We start from the raw sequence: 14618 nt of genomic DNA on the forward strand, positions 1-14618 counted from the left end.
TCTTCGCCTCTTCGCCTCTTCGCCTCTTCGCCTCTTCGCCTCTTCGCCTCTTCGCCTCTTCGCCCCTTCGCCCGCTCAACCGCTCAACCGCTCAACCACTCAACCGCTCAACCGCTCAACCGCTCAACCGCTCAACCGCTCAACCGCTCGAAACGTTCGGTTGCTGCTGCGACAAGGGATTGGCGGCGCGGTATCTCGCCCGTTCGCCCGTTTGCCTCGCCAGCATGCTCGCGGGGAACGCGTCATAATAGCGGTTTGCATTAAGGAATCACTTAAAAGCCCGGCTCGTATAGGGCCGGCTGCTTGCCCGGGAGGGTTACCCCGTCTATAATCATGCCTAGTCAACTATTGCAATCGCACGGAAATCGCCATGACCAAACCGCCCTCGTCCCTGCCGCCTGAGGTCTGCAACTATCAGTTGGACGAAAGCGTGGGCTACCTGATCGCCCGGGCGAAATCGAGCCTGTCGAACCTCGTCACGCAGCGGACGCTGGGCGAATTGGGGATCACGAGCACGCAGGCCAGCATGCTGTTCATGATCGCGAGCGGCCGGTGTTCGCTGGCGGCGGAACTCGCACGCGACTACGGGATTGACGCAAGCGCGGTGACTCGGCTGATCGATCGGCTGGAAAAGCGTAATCTGCTGTCGCGGGTGCGTAGTTCGGAGGATCGCCGCGCCGTTCATCTGGCGGTGACGGACGAAGGCCGCGAACTCGCGGCGAAGATGCCGGGCATCTTCGGCGGCGTGGTGGATAAGGCCCTCGCGGGCTTTACGCCGGAGGAAGTGGGATTTCTGAAGAGCATGCTGCGGCGGATTCTGGCCAATACGGCCGACCCGGCCGCCGAATAACGGCGCCACACCTTTTTCGTCGGCGCAAGGTTGGCTGACATGGCAACAAGTTTCGACCTTCAATCGTAAAAAATAAGTTGCAGAGTCCATGACTACATTTACTTCGAAAGGCCGTGCGATGATTTCCTCTCCCGCCTCGCCCCGTGTTCGTGCGGCCCGCGGCGCGATTGCAGCCGGGGTTGCCGTTGCCACACTCGTCATGGCCGGATGCGCCAACTACGCCGGGATCAAGAGCGACAAGCACATCACGTCGGCCAGCGCGCTCGAATCGGCACAAAGTCTTCCCAACGAGGGCGGACAGTGGCCGTCGCTCGATTGGGCCAGCCAGTTCGGCGATCCGCAGCTGCCCAAGCTCATCGACGAAGCGCTGCAAGGCAATCCGTCGATCGCGCAGGCGCAGGCGCGCATTGCCCAGGCGCAGTCGTACATCGAAAGCGCGCACGCGGGCCTGCTGCCGAAGGTGAACGGGAGCTACTCGATCACACGTGAGCGGTTTTCCGCCAACGCTCTGTACCCGCCCCCCTTCGGCGGGAATTGGGTCACGGAACACAACGCGCTCGCCAGCGCCTCGTGGGATCTCGATCTGTGGGGCAAGAACCGCGCGCGCGTCAATGCATCGCTATCGCAGGAGAAGGCGGCCGAGGCCGACATGCAGGAAGCGCGCGTCACGCTGGCGTCGTCGGTTGCGCGCACCTACAACCAACTCGCCCAGCTCTACGCCCTGCGGGACATCTCGGCGCGGGAGATCCGCAACCGCCAGGAAGTCGGCACGATCACGAACGGGCGCGTGACGGCGGGGCTCGACACGAACGTCGAAAAGGAAACGGCGCGCGGCAACGTGGCGACAAGCCAAGCCAACCTGGCCGACCTCGACGGGCAAATCAAATCGGTGCGCTTTCAATTGGCCGCCCTGCTCGGCAAGGGCCCCGATCGGGGCTTGGCGATTGCGGATCCGGTGCTCGCACCCGGCGGGGCCGTGACGCTGCCGTCCAATCTGCCTGCCGATCTGGTTTCGCGCCGCCCCGACATCGTCGCAGCGCGTTGGCAAATCGAGGCCTCACTCGCCAACGTGAAGGAAGCGAAGGCCGAGTTTTTCCCGGACATCAATCTGGCTGCGGGCATCGGTCTCGACGCATTCGGGTGGAGCCATTTCCTGCTGGCGGCGAGCCGGCAGATCCAGGCGGGGCCGGCTATTCACCTGCCGATCTTCGATGCCGGCGCGCTGCGTGCTCAACTGAAGGGCCGTTACGCCGATTTCGAACTCGATGTGGCGAACTACAACCAGGCGCTCATCAATGCGATGTCCGATGTCGCGACGCAAGTGGCATCGATCCGCGCCATCGACAACGAAATGAGCGACGCGCAGCATGCGCTCGATGCATCGGTCGAAGCCTACCGTCTGGCCGTCATCCGCTACAAGGCGGGCTTGTCGCCGCAGCTTCAAGTGCTCACGGCCGACAACAACCGCCTGGCGGCCGAGCAGACCGTGACGAACCTGAAGATGAAGCGCCGCGACCTGCAGTTCGCGCTGATTCGCGCGCTCGGCGGCGGCTTCGACGCACAAACCGCGGGGGTGGCCGTCCCGGCGTCGGGAGCCCTCGCCGCCACGTCGTCCTCTGCGGGTTGAACGGCATGGCGCAACGTCCCAACAATCAATAACCCAAGCAAGATTCAACGATAGAGCTTCGACACGATCGAGACTCGAGAAACGGAGAGCATTTCCATGAGCGACACTCAACAAACCGCCGCGAGCGTGCAGTCGCAGAACAACGCCAAGCGCAAGCGCTTGATGACGCTGCTGATCGGCGTCATCCTCGTCGCGGCCGTCGCATACGGCTTGTACTACTTCCTCGACGCGCGCTTCCATCAGGATACCGACGACGCCTACGTGAACGGCAATGTCGTGCAGATCACGCCGCAAGTGACGGGTACCGTCATCGCCGTGAACGCCGACGATACGCAAACGGTCAAGGCCGGCGATCCGCTCGTGATGCTCGACGGCGCCGATGCCCACGTGGCCCTTCAGCAAGCCGAGGCCAACCTCGCGCAAACGGTGCGGCAAGTGCGTGGACTGTTCGTCAACAACGATCAGTACCAGGCGCAGATCGCTCAGCGTGAAGCCGATCTGTCGCGCGCGCAAGACGATTTGCGCCGGCGCCTTGCCGTCGCTCAAACCGGCGCGGTGTCGCAAGAAGAAATCTCGCACGCCCGCGATACGGTGAAGGCCGCGCAAGCCGCACTCGACGCGGCGCAGCAGCAACTCGCCTCGAACCGCGCGCTGACGTCGAACACGACGATCGCCACGCACCCGAACGTGCTCGCCGCGGCCGCCAAAGTACGCGATGCTTACTTGAGCAATGCACGTAACGTACTGCCCGCCCCCGTGACGGGCTATGTCGCGAAGCGCTCGGTGCAAGTGGGCCAGCGGGTGTCGCCGGGTACGCCGTTGATGGCGATCGTGCCGCTCGAATCGGTGTGGGTGGATGCGAACTTCAAGGAAGTGCAGCTCACGCATATGCGCATCGGCCAACCCGTTGAGTTGACGGCCGACATCTACGGCTCGTCCGTCGTCTATCACGGCAAGGTCGTTGGGTTCTCGGCCGGTACCGGTTCCGCGTTCTCGCTGCTGCCCGCGCAAAACGCGACGGGTAACTGGATCAAGGTCGTGCAACGTCTCCCCGTGCGTATCGCGCTCGATCCGGCCGAACTGCGCGCGCATCCGCTGCGGATCGGCCTGTCGATGCAAGCCGACGTGAATATCAAGAACGACTCCGGCAATCAGCTCAGCAACGCGCAGAACACCGTCTATCAGACGAACGTGTTCGACAAGTACGGCGACGAAGCCAATGCCGAAATCGCCCGCATCATCGCCGAGAACGCAGGGTCCAATGCCGGGCTTGCGCAGCAAAGGCAGTCGAGCACCGAAGCGCACGCCACGCGCGGCCACGCCGCAAAGGTCGCGAGCAACGGCGCCCATAGCTGATGCTGATTTGCGGCCGATGCAAGGCACAGAAGTGGCCCGAAGTGGCCCGAAGCGGCCATAAGCCGCATAGCACGCATCCACGAAACAACGAAGGACTCGAGGTCAACTGAAGAATGGCTCAGCCCCAAGCTCCGCACCCACCGCTCACCGGCGCATCGCTCGTGGTCGGTACGATCGCCGTGTCGCTCGCGGTGTTCATGAACGTGCTCGACACGTCGATCGCGAACGTGTCGATACCGACGATCTCCGGTGACCTCGGGGTGTCCTCCGATCAGGGCACCTGGGTCATCACCTCGTTCGCCGTCGCCAACGCGATTTCCGTGCCGCTGACGGGCTGGCTGACCGAACGTCTCGGGCAGGTGCGGCTGTTTTTGGCGTCGATCGTGCTGTTCGTGATCTCGTCGTGGATGTGCGGCCTTGCGCCCTCGCTGCCGTTTCTGCTGATGTCGCGCGTGATCCAAGGTGCCGTCGCCGGCCCGATGATTCCGCTCTCTCAGACGCTGCTGCTCGCGAGTTATCCGCGCGCGAAGGCGCCGCTCGCGCTCTCGATGTGGTCGATGACCACGCTGATCGCGCCCGTGGCCGGGCCGATTCTCGGCGGCTGGATCTCCGACAATATTTCCTGGCCCTGGATCTTCTACGTCAATATTCCCGTCGGTATCGTGGCGGCGATCGCCACGTGGGCCATCTTCCGGACGCGCGACTCGGCCATCAAGAAGGCACCGATCGATTCGGTCGGCCTCGCCTTGCTCGTCATCTGGGTGGGCTCGTTGCAAGTCATGCTCGACAAGGGCAAGGATCTCGATTGGTTTTCCTCGACGACGGTGGTGGTGCTCGCGCTCACGGCCCTGATCGGGTTTGCGTTTTTCGTCGTTTGGGAGTTGACGGCCGAGCACCCTGTCGTCGATTTGTCGCTCTTCAGGAAGCGTAATTTCACGGGCGGCACGATCGCGCTATCGATCGGTTATGGGCTCTACTTCGGCAATCTCGTGCTGTTGCCGCTGTGGCTGCAAACCGATATCGGCTATACGGCCACCGATGCCGGGCTCGTCATGGCACCCGTCGGCGTGTTTGCGATTCTGCTCTCGCCCGTCACGGGCAAGTTCTTGCCACGCACGGATCCTCGAAAGATCGCCACGGCGGCGTTTGTCGTGTTCGCGTTGTGCTTCTGGATGCGCTCGCGCTATACCACCGGCGTGGATACGTGGTCGCTCGCGTTGCCTACCCTCGTGCAAGGCATCGCCATGGCCGGGTTCTTCATCCCGCTCGTGTCGATCACGCTATCGGGCCTGCCGGGCAATCGCATCGCGGCGGCGTCGGGGCTGTCGAATTTTGTGCGGATCATGTGCGGCGGGATCGGTACGTCGATCTTCACCACTGCTTGGGACCACCGCACAAGTTTTCACCACGCGCAGTTGACCGAGCGCGCCAGTATGTTCGATCCCACCTTTGGGCAATCGATGACGCAGCTCGGTTCGATGGGACTTGATACCTCGCAAGGGTATAGCCTGTTCGATCGGCTCGTGACGCAACAGGCGGCACAGCTCGGGGTGAATGACCTGTTCTATATCTCGTCGGTCATTTTCATCGTGCTCATCGCGCTGATTTGGATTACGCGGCCAGAGCGGAGCGGCGGTGGGGATTCGGGCGCGGCGGCGTCGGCGGCGCACTAGGTAACGTTGATTTCCTCAGGGCGCCCATTCAACGCATGCATGGTTTACGATGGCGCTCCAACGTCCTGGTCCCATTTCGCCATGGAACTCCGGCATCTCCGCTATTTCGTCGCTGTCGCAGAATTGCGTAGTGTGCGCTCGGCTTCCGAACAACTGCACGTGACGCAGCCGGCGATATCCCGACAAATCCAAGACCTCGAACAGGCCATCGGCGCGACGCTGTTCGAACGCACGCCACGCGGGCTGATGCTCACTGCTGCGGGCGAGGCCTACCTATCCGAAGCGCGAGAGATTCTGGCCCGCGTCGACGCCGCCAATCGCCTCGCCCGCCAGATCGCTTCCGGCTTGCGTGGTCATTTGCGTGTCGGTTTCGTCGAAAATGCAGCGTGGAGTGGCATTGTCTCCAGCGCTTTGCGCGAATTCGAACAGGCCGTGCCGCAAGTGGCGCTCGAACTGCAGCCGATGAATACGCCGGAACAACTCGAGGCGATTGCGGCGGGACGGCTCGACGGCGGTTTCTGCTATCGGGTCGGCGTGCTCCCCGAAGGCATCGCGAGCGTGCCCGTGCTCGAACAGAATGTCCTGCTGGCCGTGCCCGACGCGTGGCCGCTCGGCAAGGCGGGGGCCGTTTCGACGGCGGACCTCCGGGAAATCCCATTTATCGCCTTTCCTCGACGCGTCTACCCGGCGTACTACGACCGCCTGCTGTCCGCCTGCGCCGAGCGCGGCCTGACACTCGACATCCGACAGGAGGCCAGCACCGAAACGGCCATTCTTTCGCTCGTGTCCGCGGGCATGGGGGCCGCGATCGTGAACGCGGCGAATCGCCATCGTCCCCCGGCACGCGTGCGCTTCGTCGATCTGAAAGACTTATCGGTGCCGTTGCCACTCGAATTCTGCTACGCCGCAAATGGATCAAACGTGGCGCTGGGTCAATTCGTCAATCATCTGAGGTAGGAGGTAGGCGGCGCGTCGCCGTGGCAAGTCGACGGACGAAAGCCTAACCGGTGATGCCTTCAAGGCATCACCCGAGCAGAAAACGGCATTGGTCAGGCGCTTTATCGTCGGCGATAGTAAGAACAACGGGGCGCCGCCTCGCTGCTTACGGATCGCACCATGTCCAATCGTCCATCGCTTATCGCCACTGATGTCGATTTCGAGCGCACGGGTTTCCAGACCGGCACGCTCAGACTGCCCTGGTCGCACGACCGCTCGGCGTACGGGCACATCCCCATCCCGCTCGCCGTAGTCAACGCTGGCGCGGGGACAGGCCCGACGGTTCTACTCACGGGCGGCAACCATGGCGACGAATACGAAGGCCCCGTCGCGCTGATGAAGCTGTTGCAGCGGCTGCCGTCGATGACGATACGCGGCCGCCTCATCGTCATCCCTGCACTGAATTTCCCGGCTTTCATCGACGGCTCGCGTACGTCCCCTATAGACCGCGGCAACCTGAACCGGCTTTTCCCTGGCGCGCGCAATGGACAGCCCACCGAGATGATCGCGCATTACATCGAAACGGAGTTGCTTCCGCGCATCGATATCGCGATCGATCTTCACGCCGGGGGCGCATCGTTCGAACATGCCCCCACGCTTCTCGCGTCGCCGCCCGTCGATGGCGAGCGGCGTGACCGCTATCTCGACCTCGTGCGCGCGTTTGGTGCACCGAACACGATGATCATGGATCTGCTCGGCGAAGATCGCACTTTCGCGGCGGCCGCCGAACGCCACGGAAAGCTCTTCCTGTGCGGCGAATTTGGCGGCCACGCGGGGTGTGACGCAGCCAATCTCGCTATCGTCGAGAGCGGCCTCTGCCGTGTCCTGCACCGGCTCGGCATGACGCCTGAGGAGCATCCATCGCCCGCCGGCGAGACGCGATTTCTTCGGGTGGAGGGCGCACGCCACTATGTGTACTCGCCGATTGCCGGCGTCTTCGAACCCGCCTTCGCACTCGGCGATCGCGTCCGCGAAGGCCAGATCGCGGGACGTCTCTTCGATCCGCACCGGCCTTGGCAAGCGCCGCTGGACATCCGCTTCCGCGCGGACGCCACGGTCATGTGCGTCCGCACTTTTGCGCGGGTGGAACCGGGCGACTGCATCACATTGTTGGCCGCGGATACCGTTGCATATTGAGCAGAGAACAATAAGAACGACTGCCACTGACGATTCACCGACTCATCCTCCGGAGACAGTGTATGAGCGCTTATCCCCCTTTGACCCAGCCGCACGAAAATGCAGCCCGGCGAGCCCCCAGCGACGTGCGATACCCGGTCTACATCGTGCTGCTGTTCTTCACCTGCTTCGCGTTCTCGTATCTGGATCGGCAGATCGTCGGCATTCTCGTGCAGCCGATCAAGCAGTCGCTCGCGCTCACGGATACGCAAATCGGCTTGCTGCAGGGTCTTTCGTTCACGATGTGTTACGCCACAGCGGGTGTCTTCGTCGCGCGGCTCGTCGATCGAACCAACCGGGTCAAGCTGATCGCCGCTTGCATTGCGATCTGGGCTGTCTCGACGATGGCATGCGGATTCGCTTCGAGCTTTTCCGAACTGCTCATCGCCCGCGCCGGGACCGCAATCGCCGAGGCGGGACTGAGCCCGGCCGCACTGTCTATTTTCAGCGACATATTCCCGCCACGGCGCGTAGCGCGCGCGAGTAGTGTCTTCATGCTCGGGCCGTATGTGGGAGGCGGCGTTGCGTTGTTCGGCGGCGGCATGCTGTTGTCCGCCGCCCATGGCGACAACAGTGCATGGCTTGCGGCGCATGGCGTTGAACCGTGGCAAATGGTGTTCATCGCGGTCGGACTGCCCGGGCTCGTGTTGGCCGCGTTGGTGGCATGCTCGGTTCGCGAACCGGTCCGCCTGGAGACGCTGCATCATGCGACAAAAACGGAAGACGCCGTGCCGTCCCTGCGGCATGTCATCGTCGAACTGTTCGTGCGCAATCGTTTCTGTCTGCCCTACTTCGCGGCTTACGTCGGGTTGATAACGGTGTTTTACTCTCACTCGGCATGGTTTCCGACTTTGCTGATGCGGCATTTTCACCTCGCGCCGAAGACGGTGGGGCAGATGGCCGCACCGGCTTACATGATCGGCGGGACACTTGGTGTCGCGTGCGCTGGCATGCTCGCGACGCGCGTCACTGACGAAAGTACCTTGCGCAGAGTGCTGGGCTTCTCCGCCGGCGCGGTTGCTGCACTGGTGCCGGCCGCGATTGCGATGCCGCTTGTCGCCGACAGCAGCGTTGCGGTCGTGCTGTATGGCACCTGTGCGTTCGTCGCGAGCATTGCGATGGGTCTTGCGCCCGTGCCGCTGCAGATCGCGGTGCCGAACCGCATGCGTGGGCGCTCGCTGGCCCTGCTTGTGTTCATGACCAACGCGATTAGCGGAAGCATCGGTCCGCTGGCTGTCGGCTATCTGAATGAGCACCTGGCACGCGCCGACAACAGCCTGGGCGTGGCGCTGGCCCTGACCGGCGGGTTATCCGCACTGATCGGCAGCGCGCTTTACATAGTGGCCATGCGGCGCGTGCCAGTCGCGCACACGCTGGCCGTAACCTGAGAGAGCCTGAGAGACATCATGACTTACGACAAGCCAAATATCGCCATGCAAAACGCTTCCAATACCCATCTCGTGGGCGAGGCAATGATCACCCGGGTCGATGAAACGACCTTCGCACTCGCTCCCGATGTGCTGTTCCCCGACTGGGACGCCGCAAGCGGGCAAGCCCTCGGAGAACGTTTTTCGAGCGCCAGCCTCGACCTCACGAATCGGCGCGTCACGCTGAAAACGCATTTATGGGTCGTGCAGATCAGTGGCCTGACTATCGTCGTCGATACGGGAATCGGCAACGGGAAGACGCGGCCGTTCAGCGCGCTCTTCGACAAACTCGACAACCCCGTGCTCGAGCGCTTCGAAGCGGCGGGCTTGCGGCGCGAGCAAGTCGATTACGTGTTGCTCACTCATTTGCACGTCGACCACGTCGGATGGAATACGCATTGGCAAAACGACCGCTGGACACCCGTGTTTCCGAACGCCACCTATATATTTGGCGAGCGCGAATGCGACTATTTCGCGACGCCGGAAGGAGAACCGCGGCGCATGGTATTCGAGGACAGCATACTCCCGCTGATCGACGCCCAACAGGCTCGCGTCGTGTCGGATGAAGGAGAGGAAATCGTCGACGGCATTCGGTTTCTCCCGACGCCGGGCCATAGCATTGGGCATATGGCTATCGAAATTCGCTCGCGGGGACAGACGGCGTTGTTCTCTGGGGACGTCATGCATAGTCCCCTGCAGGTCTATCGTCCTCAGTGGAATTCAACCTTCTGCCTTGATCAGCCACAGGCGCGAGCATCAAGACAATCGCTACTCGAACATGCGGCGGCAACGGGTGCGATCGTATTCCCCGCGCACTTTCCGGAAACATCTTGCGGTAAGGTGCACGAAGGTCCAAACGGCTTCGAATGGCACTACTTGAACGGCGCGGAATAAAAAGCGCCTGAGGAGCGAAACGTCGCGAGCTGGGGTTCCCCGAATTTTCTGTGCCACCACCGGCTTTCACGTCGATGACAGAAACGCCCCGCAGAGCGGACGCACGAACGTCTACGTGAGCGCGATAACGAGCATCGCTTCCTGGCCGATCCAGGCCAGACGTCGGCCGGCGGGGGAGTCGGCCTTACATCGGCCGCGTCGGACAGCAGTCGGACCCTTCGCAGCCGTTTAGTATATGGCCGGTTAGGCGTCTCCTGCTGAAGTGCAGCTGTCATTCGCCTATTGCAACCCATGACAGACTTTCGGGCCAGCCGAAGGCGCGCATATCAGCTGCGCGCAATGTCATGTCGATGACGACGCGGGGCCACCTTCATCGTGCGCCAGTTTTCCGGCTCATTGAATGCTCATGCAAACGCCAAAGCCTTTCGTTTTACCGCGTCGCGCCTGGGCGGCGCGCTGAACAGCCGGCCATACTCCCTGCTGAATTGCGATGGACTTCCGTAGCCGACACGAAACCCTGCTTCTGCCGCGCCCAGCCCCTCCACGAGCATGAGACGGCGGGCTTCCTGCAAGCGAATCTGCGCTCGAAAGCGCAGCGGACTCATGTGCGTCGCCTCCTTGAATTGCGCATGGAATGTCGACACGCTCATGTCCGCGACCGCAGCCAGATCGTCGATGGCGAATTCTTCGGTGAAGTGCTCGCGAATGAAGGCGACCGCTTTCTGTATCCGGCTTATGCGGCCGGTGCGATACGCAATCTGACGCAACATGTCGGCTTGCGGCCCGCGCAACAGACGATAGAGAATCTCCCGCTCGATCAGCGGTGCGAGCGCAAGCACGTCGTCCGGTGCGTCGAGCAGGTGCAGCAGCCGCGCTGCCGCGTCGATCAAATGCGGGGTCGCCGCTTCCACGGCGATCGCGTGTGAAGCGCGCTCTTCGCCTCGAACGGACTTCGTTGGATCGTGCATGAGCATCTCGGCGAGCGCCTCGCGATTCAACGGCAAGCGCACACTGAGATACGGCTTTTGCGCGCTAGCCTCGATCACCGCGCCAATCACCGGCAAATCCAACCCGACGACCAGATAGTTCGACGGATCGTACTGGTACGCGCGGCCACCGACTACCGCACGCTTACGCCCTTGCGCGACGATACAACAGGACGGCTCGTAGAGCGTATGCACGGGCTCCGTTGCCGCCGACGAGCGCAGCAGGCCCAGACCGTCTATCGCCGTTTCGATCGCACCGTCGACTGGCGCATGGCGCGCGATCAGCGCCGCAAGATCATCGATTTTTTCCATGGTCAGAGTGTCGCATGCCGAGCGCGGCGCGCATCGTACGTTCTGCATTTTCAGAGAATCGTGCAAGAGATTCGGACTCGTCGGCTACCGGCAAGCCCCTCTTCCACGAGATGCTGTCGGTTCTTCAACCGGAACCGGGGAGCGGAAATGACTAGCTACGACATCGAACGGAAAGTGGTACTGATCACGGGTGCAAGCAGCGGCATCGGAGACGCCACCGCTCGCCATCTGGGCGCCCGTGGCGCCCGTCTTATGCTAGGTGCGCGTCGCACCGAACGTCTTGCGGCCCTCGCTGGCGATATTTGCGCCGATGGCGGCACGGCACGTTGGCGCCAGCTCGATGTCACGCGGCGCGACGACAGCGTGGCCTTCGTTGAAGCGGCACTCGCCGAGTACGGACGCGTCGACGTCATCGTCAACAATGCGGGCGTCATGCCACTGTCGCCCATGGCGTCGCTGAAGGTCGACGAATGGGACCACATGGTGGACGTTAACATCAAGGGCGTGCTGTACGGCATCGCGGCCGTGCTGCCGGTGATGAATCGTCAGGGTTTCGGCCAGATCATCAACGTGTCGTCGATCGGCGGCCTGCAGGTGTCGCCGACCGCCGCTGTCTATTGCGCAACAAAGTATGCGGTGCGCGCGATCTCCGATGGTCTGCGGCAAGAGAACGACAAGCTGCGCGTCACGAGCATCTGTCCGGGTGTCGTCACCTCCGAGCTTGCGGACACCATTTCGGATCCGGTCGCCGCCGAGGCGATGAAAGCGTACCGCAGCATTGCTCTGGAACCGGAAGCGATCGCCGCGGCCATTGCGTATGCAATCGCACAGCCCGCCGACGTCGACGTGAACGAGATCGTCGTGCGTCCGACTGCGGCGACTGGCGGATGATGGGAGGGGCGGCCCGCGGGCGTCGATCCGCCGTTTGCGGTCGAGGTCCGCAAGCAGGTGTTCCCGCGGAATGCGCTCACCAGTGCGGTCACCGGCAGCAACCCCGCAGATGTGCGTCGATTCAATGGCGCGAAGTGATCTCGCGCGTCACGCGGGCACCGCCGCCGTCGCAATCAAACGCTCTGGCGCCAGCACACCGTTCTCCGCTCGGGCCACACCCAGCAGCGCACCATCTTCCTCACGATAAACACGGACGCGCGGATCGGCCCCTTCGGACCGCCTCGCCAACTGCGCGCCCTGCTCCGTCGGCAAGTCGGCCAAACGCAACCGTTGACCTTGGAGGAAGCGCTTCGTTTCCACCGGACCGAGCGCCACACTTGGAAAAGTCGAAAGCAACGCATCGACGGGCCGCAAGCAAGCATCGCGTGCTGCCGCGTCCATTTGCTCGAGCGCTTCGAGTGTCACCGCATGATCGAGCGTCAACGCGCCGACGCCTGTCCGCCTCAGCGCGACGAGGTGCGCCCCGCAACCAAGCGCCGCGCCGATATCCTCGGCCAGCGTGCGCACGTACGTGCCCTTGCTGCACGTGACGCGAAACGTCACGTCGGGCAGCGCGGTGCCGAGCAATTCGAGCGCATGAATGGTGACCTCCCGAGCCACGCGTTCGACAACCTGCCCGGCACGGGCGTACTCATACAGCGGCTTACCGTCGCGCTTGAGCGCCGAATACATCGGCGGCACTTGCGAGATCGGCCCCCGAAAACGCACCAGCGCTGCCTCGATCTCGGGTACGCCCACTTCGACGGGAAGCGTTTCGAGCACTTCTCCTTCGGCATCACCGGTACTCGTGCGAATGCCGAGACGCATCGTCGCCTCATACGTCTTATCGGCTTCGAGCAAATCTTGCGAGAACTTCGTCGCCTCGCCAAAGCAAAGCGGCAGCAAGCCCGAAGCGAGCGGATCGAGCGTACCCGTATGACCGGCTTTCTGAGCGAGGAACAGGCGCTTCACCCGTATCAGCGCATCATTGCTCGACAGCCCGATGCCCTTGTCGAGCAGCAGGACACCGTCGAGCGCGCGACGCGGCACACGCGGACGTTGAGGTTGTTTCATGGGATAGCTTTAAAAGCACAACGACGACGACCCGCGCGTCAATACGCGCCAAGTCGCCGCTCATTCAATCAATCGTCTTTCGCGCGCGTGGCGTTGGCCTCATCGATCAAGCGCGACATCTCCACCGCCTTCTCGATCGTTTTGTCGTAGTGGAAATGCAGCGTGGGCACCGTATGGATGTGCAAGCGCTTGAACAACAGATTGTGCAAATGCCCGGCCGCATGATTGAGCGCGACCTGCGTGAGCTGCGCATCGCCCGTCAGCGTCGTGAAGTAGACCTTCGCATGCGCATAATCAGGCGTGAGCTCGACGCTTTGGATCGTGACGAGGCCGATGCGCGGATCTTTCACTTCGCGCGCGATGAGTTCGGACAGATCGCGTTGAATTTGATCGGCAATCTGAACGTTACGGTTGGGAGAGGTGCGCTTCTTCGACATGATGAACCCGCCTGGCGATGAGGGCGCATGGTCATGGTTCATGGTCGATGCACCCCGGCGGTCTCGATACGGCTGAAGGCCCTCGCCTTTCATCCGCGCCGATCCGCCACAATAAAAACAACGGGGCGGAGGAGGCTTGCCGCCTGCTCCGCCCCGCGCCGCGCGCTTACTGGTTACAGCGTACGCGCGACTTCCGTGACTTCGAATACCTCGAACTGATCGCCTTCAACGATATCGTTGAAGTTCTTGATCGACATCCCGCACTCGAAGCCTTGCTTCACTTCCTTCACGTCGTCCTTGAAGCGCTTGAGCGAATCGAGTTCGCCCGTGAAGATGACGACGTTGTTGCGCAGCACGCGTACCGACGACGAACGCTTGACCACACCGTCCGTGACCATACAGCCTGCCACCGCGCCGACCTTCGGTACCTTGAAGACCTGGCGCACTTCGACCATACCCGTGACGACCTCGCGCTTTTCCGGTGCGAGCATGCCCGACATCGCTGCCTTCACTTCATCCACTGCGTCATAGATGATGTTGTAGTAGCGGATGTCGATGCCGTTCGTCTCGGCCAGCTTGCGTGCCTGAGCATCGGCGCGCGTGTTGAAGCCAATGATGACCGCCTTCGACGCCGTCGCCAGATTGACGTCCGACTCGCTGATGCCACCGACAGCACCGTGCACGATCTGCACACGCACTTCGTCGGTCGACAGCTTCTGCAGCGATTGGACCAGCGCTTCCTGCGAACCTTGCACGTCGGCCTTGACGATGAGCGGCAGCGTCTGCACTTCGCCCTCGCCCATCTGCTCGAGCATGCTTTCGAGCTTGGCGGCCTGCTGCTTCGCCAGCTTGACGTCGCGGAACTTGCCTTGGCGGAACA

13 protein-coding genes are annotated in these 14618 nt (G+C 62.5%); 9 read left to right on the forward strand and 4 right to left on the reverse strand.

All coding sequences use genetic code 11. The features are described from left to right. The first annotated feature begins 370 nt into the window (after positions 1 to 370). From ACTHL0_RS05220 to ACTHL0_RS05255, 8 genes are all read left to right on the forward strand, one after another. Positions 371 to 850, forward strand: a complete 480-nt coding sequence (locus tag ACTHL0_RS05220) for a MarR family winged helix-turn-helix transcriptional regulator (protein WP_440565530.1) — start codon at positions 371 to 373, stop codon at positions 848 to 850. Positions 851 to 968: 118 nt separating this feature from the next. Next, entirely contained in the window at positions 969 to 2477 is a 1509-nt protein-coding gene (locus ACTHL0_RS05225; RefSeq protein WP_440565543.1) for an efflux transporter outer membrane subunit, read from the forward strand. 96 nt (positions 2478 to 2573) lie between these two features. Further along, positions 2574 to 3833 (forward strand): HlyD family secretion protein, encoded by a 1260-nt coding sequence (locus ACTHL0_RS05230; RefSeq protein ID WP_440565531.1) that lies wholly within the window; start codon positions 2574 to 2576, stop codon positions 3831 to 3833. A 113-nt stretch (positions 3834 to 3946) separates the two neighbouring features. Further along, positions 3947 to 5506 (forward strand): DHA2 family efflux MFS transporter permease subunit, encoded by a 1560-nt coding sequence (locus tag ACTHL0_RS05235; RefSeq protein ID WP_440565532.1) that lies wholly within the window; start codon positions 3947 to 3949, stop codon positions 5504 to 5506. 81 nt (positions 5507 to 5587) lie between these two features. Then, complete coding sequence (locus ACTHL0_RS05240) at positions 5588 to 6463, forward strand: LysR family transcriptional regulator (RefSeq protein WP_440565533.1); 876 nt, start codon at positions 5588 to 5590, stop codon at positions 6461 to 6463. Positions 6464 to 6622: 159 nt separating this feature from the next. Continuing rightward, complete coding sequence (locus ACTHL0_RS05245) at positions 6623 to 7639, forward strand: succinylglutamate desuccinylase/aspartoacylase family protein (RefSeq protein ID WP_440565534.1); 1017 nt, start codon at positions 6623 to 6625, stop codon at positions 7637 to 7639. Between the two features lie 62 nt (positions 7640 to 7701). Beyond that, positions 7702 to 9066: an MFS transporter gene (locus ACTHL0_RS05250; protein ID WP_440565535.1), complete on the forward strand. Its 1365-nt coding sequence runs from the start codon at positions 7702 to 7704 to the stop codon at positions 9064 to 9066. Between the two features lie 18 nt (positions 9067 to 9084). Further along, positions 9085 to 9999: an MBL fold metallo-hydrolase gene (locus ACTHL0_RS05255; protein ID WP_440565536.1), complete on the forward strand. Its 915-nt coding sequence runs from the start codon at positions 9085 to 9087 to the stop codon at positions 9997 to 9999. A gap of 404 nt (positions 10000 to 10403) precedes the next feature. Here ACTHL0_RS05255 and ACTHL0_RS05260 read toward each other — a convergent pair whose 3' ends face one another. Continuing rightward, the gene (locus ACTHL0_RS05260) at positions 10404 to 11297 is read right to left on the reverse strand and encodes an AraC family transcriptional regulator N-terminal domain-containing protein (RefSeq protein WP_440565537.1); all 894 of its coding nucleotides are present in this window, start codon (positions 11295 to 11297) and stop codon (positions 10404 to 10406) included. Positions 11298 to 11444: 147 nt separating this feature from the next. Here ACTHL0_RS05260 and ACTHL0_RS05265 point away from each other — a divergent pair, with 147 nt between their 5' ends. Next, the gene (locus ACTHL0_RS05265) at positions 11445 to 12188 is read left to right on the forward strand and encodes an SDR family oxidoreductase (RefSeq protein WP_440565538.1); all 744 of its coding nucleotides are present in this window, start codon (positions 11445 to 11447) and stop codon (positions 12186 to 12188) included. A gap of 147 nt (positions 12189 to 12335) precedes the next feature. On the opposite strand, the gene truB is transcribed toward ACTHL0_RS05265, so the two are convergent. From truB to ACTHL0_RS05280, 3 genes are all read right to left on the reverse strand, one after another. After that, positions 12336 to 13301 carry a tRNA pseudouridine(55) synthase TruB gene (gene truB / locus ACTHL0_RS05270; RefSeq protein WP_440565539.1) on the reverse strand — a complete coding sequence of 322 codons (966 nt, stop codon included), beginning with the start codon at positions 13299 to 13301 and terminating at the stop codon, positions 12336 to 12338. Between the two features lie 68 nt (positions 13302 to 13369). Beyond that, a complete protein-coding gene (gene rbfA / locus ACTHL0_RS05275; protein WP_440565540.1) occupies positions 13370 to 13738 on the reverse strand; it encodes a 30S ribosome-binding factor RbfA in 369 nt (122 codons plus the stop codon). A 173-nt stretch (positions 13739 to 13911) separates the two neighbouring features. Continuing rightward, positions 13912 to 14618, reverse strand: a 707-nt coding sequence (locus ACTHL0_RS05280; RefSeq protein WP_440565542.1) for a translation initiation factor IF-2, incomplete at its 5' end; no start/stop codon positions are given.

Origin of the sequence: Trinickia sp. (assembly GCF_051961175.1) — a bacterium.
Taxonomy (GTDB): domain Bacteria; phylum Pseudomonadota; class Gammaproteobacteria; order Burkholderiales; family Burkholderiaceae; genus Trinickia.

Excerpts from the sequence above, each read along its gene's own strand:
- ACTHL0_RS05220 (WP_440565530.1), top strand. The coding sequence starts at position 371 with ATGACCAAACCGCCCTCGTCCCTGCCGCCTGAGGTCTGCAACTATCAG.
- ACTHL0_RS05225 (WP_440565543.1), top strand. The coding sequence starts at position 969 with ATGATTTCCTCTCCCGCCTCGCCCCGTGTTCGTGCGGCCCGCGGCGCG.
- ACTHL0_RS05230 (WP_440565531.1), top strand. The coding sequence starts at position 2,574 with ATGAGCGACACTCAACAAACCGCCGCGAGCGTGCAGTCGCAGAACAAC.
- ACTHL0_RS05235 (WP_440565532.1), top strand. The coding sequence starts at position 3,947 with ATGGCTCAGCCCCAAGCTCCGCACCCACCGCTCACCGGCGCATCGCTC.
- ACTHL0_RS05240 (WP_440565533.1), top strand. The coding sequence starts at position 5,588 with ATGGAACTCCGGCATCTCCGCTATTTCGTCGCTGTCGCAGAATTGCGT.
- ACTHL0_RS05245 (WP_440565534.1), top strand. The coding sequence starts at position 6,623 with ATGTCCAATCGTCCATCGCTTATCGCCACTGATGTCGATTTCGAGCGC.
- ACTHL0_RS05250 (WP_440565535.1), top strand. The coding sequence starts at position 7,702 with ATGAGCGCTTATCCCCCTTTGACCCAGCCGCACGAAAATGCAGCCCGG.
- ACTHL0_RS05255 (WP_440565536.1), top strand. The coding sequence starts at position 9,085 with ATGACTTACGACAAGCCAAATATCGCCATGCAAAACGCTTCCAATACC.
- ACTHL0_RS05260 (WP_440565537.1), bottom strand. The coding sequence starts at position 11,297 with ATGGAAAAAATCGATGATCTTGCGGCGCTGATCGCGCGCCATGCGCCA.
- ACTHL0_RS05265 (WP_440565538.1), top strand. The coding sequence starts at position 11,445 with ATGACTAGCTACGACATCGAACGGAAAGTGGTACTGATCACGGGTGCA.
- truB (WP_440565539.1), bottom strand. The coding sequence starts at position 13,301 with ATGAAACAACCTCAACGTCCGCGTGTGCCGCGTCGCGCGCTCGACGGT.
- rbfA (WP_440565540.1), bottom strand. The coding sequence starts at position 13,738 with ATGTCGAAGAAGCGCACCTCTCCCAACCGTAACGTTCAGATTGCCGAT.